A 6,266-nucleotide genomic window follows, 5' to 3' on the forward strand; every position below is an offset into this window, starting at 1 on the left:
GGCTGGGCCGGGTGGGCCGCCCCTGCCGGGCGCTAGCCCACCAGGCCGCGGAAGGACCGCAGCGCCACGGACAGCGTGGCCAGGTCGAAGCGCTCGTTCTCCTGGATCTCCGACAGCGTGATCCCGGCGCGCTGCACCCGGTCGCCGTTCTGGTCGATCCACGCGGCGATCAACTCGGAGGGCTCCTGCGCCGGACCGCTCTCCAGCACCCGCGCGGTCAGGTCGGCGTGCGCCGCGTACAGGTCGTCGCGCAGCGAGGAGCGCGCCGTCGTCACCCACCGGTCGTCGCGCGGCAGGTCGATGACGCGCTCGCGCCACCAGCTGATGTTGAGCCGGTCGGCCAGCTCGAAGTAGAGCTCGGCGACCTTCTCCACCGGGCGACCGGTGCGCTGGGCGATCTCCACCAGGTCCAGCGTGGAGTAGGCGGGCACCATCACGGCCACCCGCTCGGCCAGCTCGGTCGGCACGCCCATCGACGTGTAGCGGTCGCGGCGCTCGACGAAGGCCTCGCGGTCGCGTCCCCGCAGCAGATCGACCAGCTGCGGCAGCACCTCGCCCACGCCGTCGGCGAAGTAGCCGATCTCGCTGCTGATGTCGAAGGGGAAGGTGCGGTTGCGCAGCAGCCACCGGGCGGAGCGCTCGGCGAGCTTGCGCGCCTCCAGCAGCAGGACGAGCTGGCTGTCCATCGAGATCTCGTGGTCCAGCTCCTCCAGCCTGCTCCAGAACCGGCGCAGCCCCAGCACGTCCTGCACCACCAGGTAGGCGCGGGCGATGTCGGCGGAGCTGGAGCCCAGTTCCTCGTTGAGCCGGAACGCGAAGGTCAGACCGGAGCGGTTGACCATCTGGTTGACGACCTGGTTGACGATGATCTCCCGGCGCAGCGGGTGGGAGCGCACGCCCTCGGCGAAGCGCTCCGACCGCAGGGGCGTCGGGAAGTACGCCGTCAGGGTGTCGGTCAGGTAGGGGTCCTCGGCCAGGTCGGACAGCTCGAGCTGGTCCTTGAGGCTGATCTTGGTGTACGACAGCAGCGTGGCGAACTCCGGGCTGGTCAGGCCCCTGCCCGCCGCGCGCCGCTCCGCGATCGTCTTGTCGGAGGGCAGGTCCTCCTGCTTGCGCTTGAGCACCCTGGTGCGCTCCAGGTGGCGCATGTAGCGGCCGTGGACGTGCAGCATCTGGCCGTCCTGCTTGCGAGCGGCGGCCAGCACGGTGTTCTGCGCGTCGTTGTTGTCCAGGACCAGCTCGGCGACCTCGTCGGTCATGTCGATGAACAGCTGGTCGCGGTCGGCCTTGTCCAGCTTGCCCGACCGCACCTCGCGGTCGAGCATGATCTTGATGTTGACCTCGTGGTCGGAGGTGTCCACACCGGCGGAGTTGTCGATGAAGTCGGTGTTGATCCGACCGCCCGCGCGGGCGAACTCGATCCGCGCGTCCTGGGTCAGGCCCAGGTTGCCGCCCTCGCCGACCACCTTGACGCGCAGCTCGGCGGCGTCCACGCGCAGCTGGTCGTTGGCCTTGTCGCCCGCGTCGGCGTGCGTCTCGGTGCTGGCCTTGACGTAGGTGCCGATGCCGCCGTTCCACAGCAGGTCGACGGGCGAGGTGAGCACGCACCGGATCAGCTCGTCCGGTGTGAGGCTGTGCACCCCCTCCTCGATGCCCAGGGCCTCGCGCACCTGCGGCGTGATCGGCACGGACTTGGCCGTGCGCGGGTGCACGCCGCCGCCCTCGGAGATGAGCTTGGCGTCGTAGTCCTCCCACGTGCTGCGGGGCAGGTCGAAGACGCGCTTGCGCTCCACCCAGGAGGTGTACGGGTCGGGGTCGGGGTCCAGGAAGACGTGGCGGTGGTCGAAGGCCGCGATCAGCCGGATCTGCTGGGAGAGCAGCATGCCGTTGCCGAACACGTCGCCGGACATGTCGCCGATGCCGACGACGGTGAACGGCTCCTCCTGCACGTTCACGCCCATCTCGCGGAAGTGGAACCGGACCGACTCCCAGGCGCCGCGCGCGGTGATGCCCATGGCCTTGTGGTCGTAGCCGACCGAGCCGCCGGAGGCGAAGGCGTCGCCGAGCCAGAAGCCGCGCTCGGTGGAGATGGCGTTGGCGGTGTCGGAGAAGGTGGCGGTGCCCTTGTCGGCGGCGACCACGAGGTAGGAGTCGTCGCCGTCGTGCAGGACGGTGCGCTCGGGGTGCACGATCTCGCCGTCCACGAGGTTGTCGGTGACGTCGAGCAGGCCGCTGATGAACTGCTTGTAGCAGGCCACGACCTCGGCCATCACCTCGTCGCGGGTGCCGTTCTGGGGCAGCCGCTTGCACACGAAGCCGCCCTTGGCGCCGCTGGGGACGATGACGGAGTTCTTGACCATCTGGGCCTTGACCAGGCCCAGGATCTCGGTGCGGAAGTCCTCGAAGCGGTCCGACCAGCGCAGCCCGCCGCGCGCGACCGCGCCGAAGCGCAGGTGCACGCCCTCCACGCGCGGGGAGTAGACGTACATCTCGAACCGGGGCCGCGGGTGGGGCAGGTCCGGGATCTCCTGCGGGTCGAGCTTGAGCACCAGGTAGGGGTGACCCTGGTAGTGGTTGGTGCGCAGGGTGGCGCGGATGGCCGCCAGGAACGAGCGCAGGATGCGGTCGTGGTCCAGGCTGGCCACGGCCTCCAGTTCGCCCTCGACCTTGCCGACGAGGACGTCGGCGCGCTCGTCGCGGCCCTCGCCGGGCTGGTCGGGGTCGAAGCGGGTCTCGAACAGCTCGACCAGCAGGTTGGCGATCCCGACGTTGGCCACCAGCACGTCGGCCAGGTACTCGGGGGTGAAGGTGGAACCGGTCTGGCGCAGGTACTTGGCGTAGGCGCGCAGCACGGTGAGCTGGCGCCAGTCGAGGCCGGCCCGCACCACCAGGGCGTTGAAGCGGTCGCTCTCGCCCAGGTCGCGCCAGGAGGCGTCGAAGGCCTCCTCGAACAGGCACTTGAGGCGCTCGGGAGCCAGGTCGGACTCGGGGATCGGGCCGAGGCCGAAGTCGTAGATCCACACCCGGCCCACGTCCCGGACGGTGACGTCGTAGGGCCACTCGTCGACGACCTCCACGCCCAGGTTCTCCAGGACGGGCAGGACGCGCGAGAGCGAGATGGGCTCGCCGATCCGGTAGAGGCGGAACCGCCAGCAGCCGGGGTCGGCGTCCTCGCGCTGGTACAGGACCGCGGAGAACTCGCCGTGGCGCCGCCCGGGGTCGGTGCGGGCGAGGAGCTTCTCCAGCTCGCGGATGTCTCCCGCCGCCGTGGCGGGGCTGTTGTCGACCTTGTAGGCCTCGGTGAGGCCGCCCGAGTAGCGCTCCTTGAACTCGGTGGCGCGCACGGGGCCGAAGGCCGCGGCGAGGGCGTCGTCGAAGTCCAGGTCCCAGGAGCGGGCCGCCTCGCGGACCTTCTCCTCCAGGGCGACCTGGTCGATGTCGGCGAGGGTGCGCCCGTGCTGGGCGCGGGCCACCAGGTACAGGCGGGCCAGCGGGGCGGCTCCGATGAGCACGTTGTGGTCCATCGTGGCGCCGTGGAAGGCCTCGGCGAGGACGTCCTGGATGTCCAGGCGCACCCGGGTGCTGTACTGGTCGCGCGGCATGTACACGAAGCAGGACATGTACCGGCCGCCGTAGGGGTCGCGGCGCATGAACAGCTTGGTGCCGCGCCGGTCGCGCAGGCGCAGGACGCCGCGGACGATGTTGTACAGCTCGCCCACGGGGATCTGGAGGAGTTCCTCGCGGGGGAAGGTCTCCAGCAGTTCGATGAGGTCCTTGCCGTCGTAGCTGTCGGCCTCGAACCCGGCCAGGGCCAGCACCTCGGCCTGCTTGCGGCGCATGATGGGGATCTGGGCGATGCTGGTGGTGCTGGCCTGGGAGGTGAACAGGCCGAGGAACCGGCGCTCGCCGACGATGTTGCCCTGGGCGTCGAACTTCTTGACGCCGATGTAGTCCAGGTACTTGGGGCGGTGGACCGTGGCGCGCGAGTTGGCCTTGGTCAGGACCAGGATGTAGGGCTCGCGGGCCTTGCCGCGGATCTCGGGCGGCAGGGCGGCGAAGCCGGTGGAGGCGGGCGAGTCCATGCGCAGGATGCCCAGGCCCGATCCGGGCTCGGGGCGCAGGGAGTCGTCGCCGTTCTCGTCGGTGACCAGGGTGTACTCGCGGTAGCCCATGAAGGTGAAGTGGCGGCCCGCGATCCAGCGCAGGAAGTCGACGCTCTCGCCGATCTCGCGCGGGTCCACTCCCCCGGCCACGAGCCGGTCGGGGTAGGCCGCCAGCTCGTCGGCGATCCGGATGGCCCGGTCGCTCATCTTGCCGGCGTCCTCGTCCACGTAGCGCACGTCGGCCAGGACGGACTCGACGCGGGCGGTGATCTCGCGCAGGCGCTCGGGGTCGGGCTGCGGGTCGATCTCGATGTGCATCCAGGACTCGTCGATCGGCAGCAGGCCCTCGCCGCCGGCCTCCGGCTCCACCCGGACCAGGCGGCCCTCCAGGTCGCGGCCGACGGTCATCTGGGGGTGGATGATCAGCCGGACCCCGGCGCCGAGGTCGCTGAGGGCCATGGTGACGGAGGAGACGAGGAAGGGGGCGTTGTCGGTGACGATCTCCACGACGCCGGTCTGCTGGTCCCATCCGTCGCGCTCGGCGTCGGGGGTGTAGACGCGGACCTTGGCCCGTCCGGCGGCGCGCCGGGCGCCGAAGGAGCGGTGGGCCTCGGCCGCGCCACAGATCTGCTCGGGGGAACGGCCGCTGATCTCCTCGGGGTCCGTGTGCCGGTAGTACACGGGGAGGAAGCGGCGGACGGCGTCGGCCTCCTCGGGGCTGATGCGCGCCCCGGGGGACCACTTGGCGGCCGCCTCACTGAGCAGCTTCTGGAGCTGGACGTCGGATTGCCCGGACATAGGGATCTCTCACTCCTTTGTGAGCAACGTCGCACGAGTGTCGGCAGAACGATCGGTCATATGACCTGTGAACTTCTGGGCCACTGCGTGATTCGGTGTGAACTCCCTGGGCCGCAAGGAGCCCACGACCGTGGTGGTTCGGATTGGGGTCGCGGGGCGCCGGACCTCGTTGTCCCCGCCCCGCCCGGTGCCAAGGCTACTGGCTTTCGGGCCCGGGGGCAGGACCAACACCGTTACAGGGCGGTTGCGGAGTGTTAGAAACAGATTGCGGTGATCGGTTACTGCGTACACGGGCCACCACCTACCCCCGAACAGGGGGGACATGTCGTTACCGAGCCGTTGCCTGGTGGACCGCGGTCATCACGGCCCGGGGGTCGGTCAGGTCGGGCAGGACGACGACCGCTCCGGCCTCGCGCAGCTGGCCCTCGGTGGTCGAGCCGTTGAGCACCGCGACCGGGGTCGCGCCGCCGATCACGGCGGCGCGCACGTCCGGGGCGGAGTCGGTGATGAAGACCGTCTCCTCCTCGGAGTAGACCCGGCCGCCCTCGCCCGAGGCGTGCAGGCGGATGGACTGGATGAGGCTGGACTTGGGGTAGTTGACCGAGCCGTAGCCGCCGATGGCCAGGTTGAGGTAGGTGTCCAGCCCGAAGGCGACCAGTTTGGCCGTGGCGTTGGCGCGGGTGCTGCCGCTGACCACGGTCTGGACGGTGTCGGGCATGGAGGCCACCGCCGCCAGCGAGGCCGCGGCGCCGGGCATGACGCGGCCCTTGGAGAGCAGCTCGTCCGAGCGGTTGCCGAAGGACTCCTCCAGGGCGTCGAGGAACTCGCCCAGGGAGCCGGTGTCGGGTTCGACGTCGACGTAGTTGCGGGCGCAGAACTCGAAGAACATCTCCGAGTCGGTCCGGCCCGCCGACGAGGTCAGGTAGACGAGGGGCTCACCGGTGACCTTCTCGAAGGCCTCGGCGTAGGCCGCCCTCGTCACCCGTCCCACGTCGAGGAGGGTGAGGTCGATGTTCCATAGCACCAGGCGGCTGATGGCGAACTCCTCGGGGCGCGACGGGGTGGGGCCCCTCCATCTTGCCGTATGGGCGCACAAGGGCGGAAACCTCCGTCCGGGTCCGGCCGGGAGGCGGAAGGGCGGCCGGGCCGGCCCGCGGGCCGGGCTTCACGTCCCCGCCGGCTGAGGTGGGCACGCGTTCGCGCCCCGGCCCCGCCAGCGGGCCGTCGGCCTACGGCCGCGTGGTCGAGGTCTCCTCCACGAGGTAGCGCAGCTCCTGGACCGCGAACCACATCAGTTCGTGGTCCTCCACCGCTCCCGAACCGGGGTCCTGGACGGCCGCCGCCACGTCCGCGACGGCGTCGGCG

At 70.6% G+C, this 6,266-nt stretch carries 2 protein-coding genes; both read right to left on the reverse strand.

Going from position 1 to position 6,266, the window contains the following annotated elements:
* Positions 1-32: 32 nt before the first annotated feature.
* Entirely contained in the window at positions 33-4,901 is a 4,869-nt protein-coding gene (locus DQW06_RS06345; RefSeq protein WP_013154730.1) for an NAD-glutamate dehydrogenase, read from the reverse strand.
* A gap of 328 nt (positions 4,902-5,229) precedes the next feature.
* Complete coding sequence (locus DQW06_RS06350) at positions 5,230-5,925, reverse strand: HAD family hydrolase (RefSeq protein ID WP_026338138.1); 696 nt, start codon at positions 5,923-5,925, stop codon at positions 5,230-5,232.
* Between the last annotated feature and the right edge of the window lie 341 nt (positions 5,926-6,266).

The organism is Nocardiopsis sp. TNDT3 (assembly GCF_003427465.1).
Classification (GTDB): domain Bacteria; phylum Actinomycetota; class Actinomycetes; order Streptosporangiales; family Streptosporangiaceae; genus Nocardiopsis; species Nocardiopsis dassonvillei.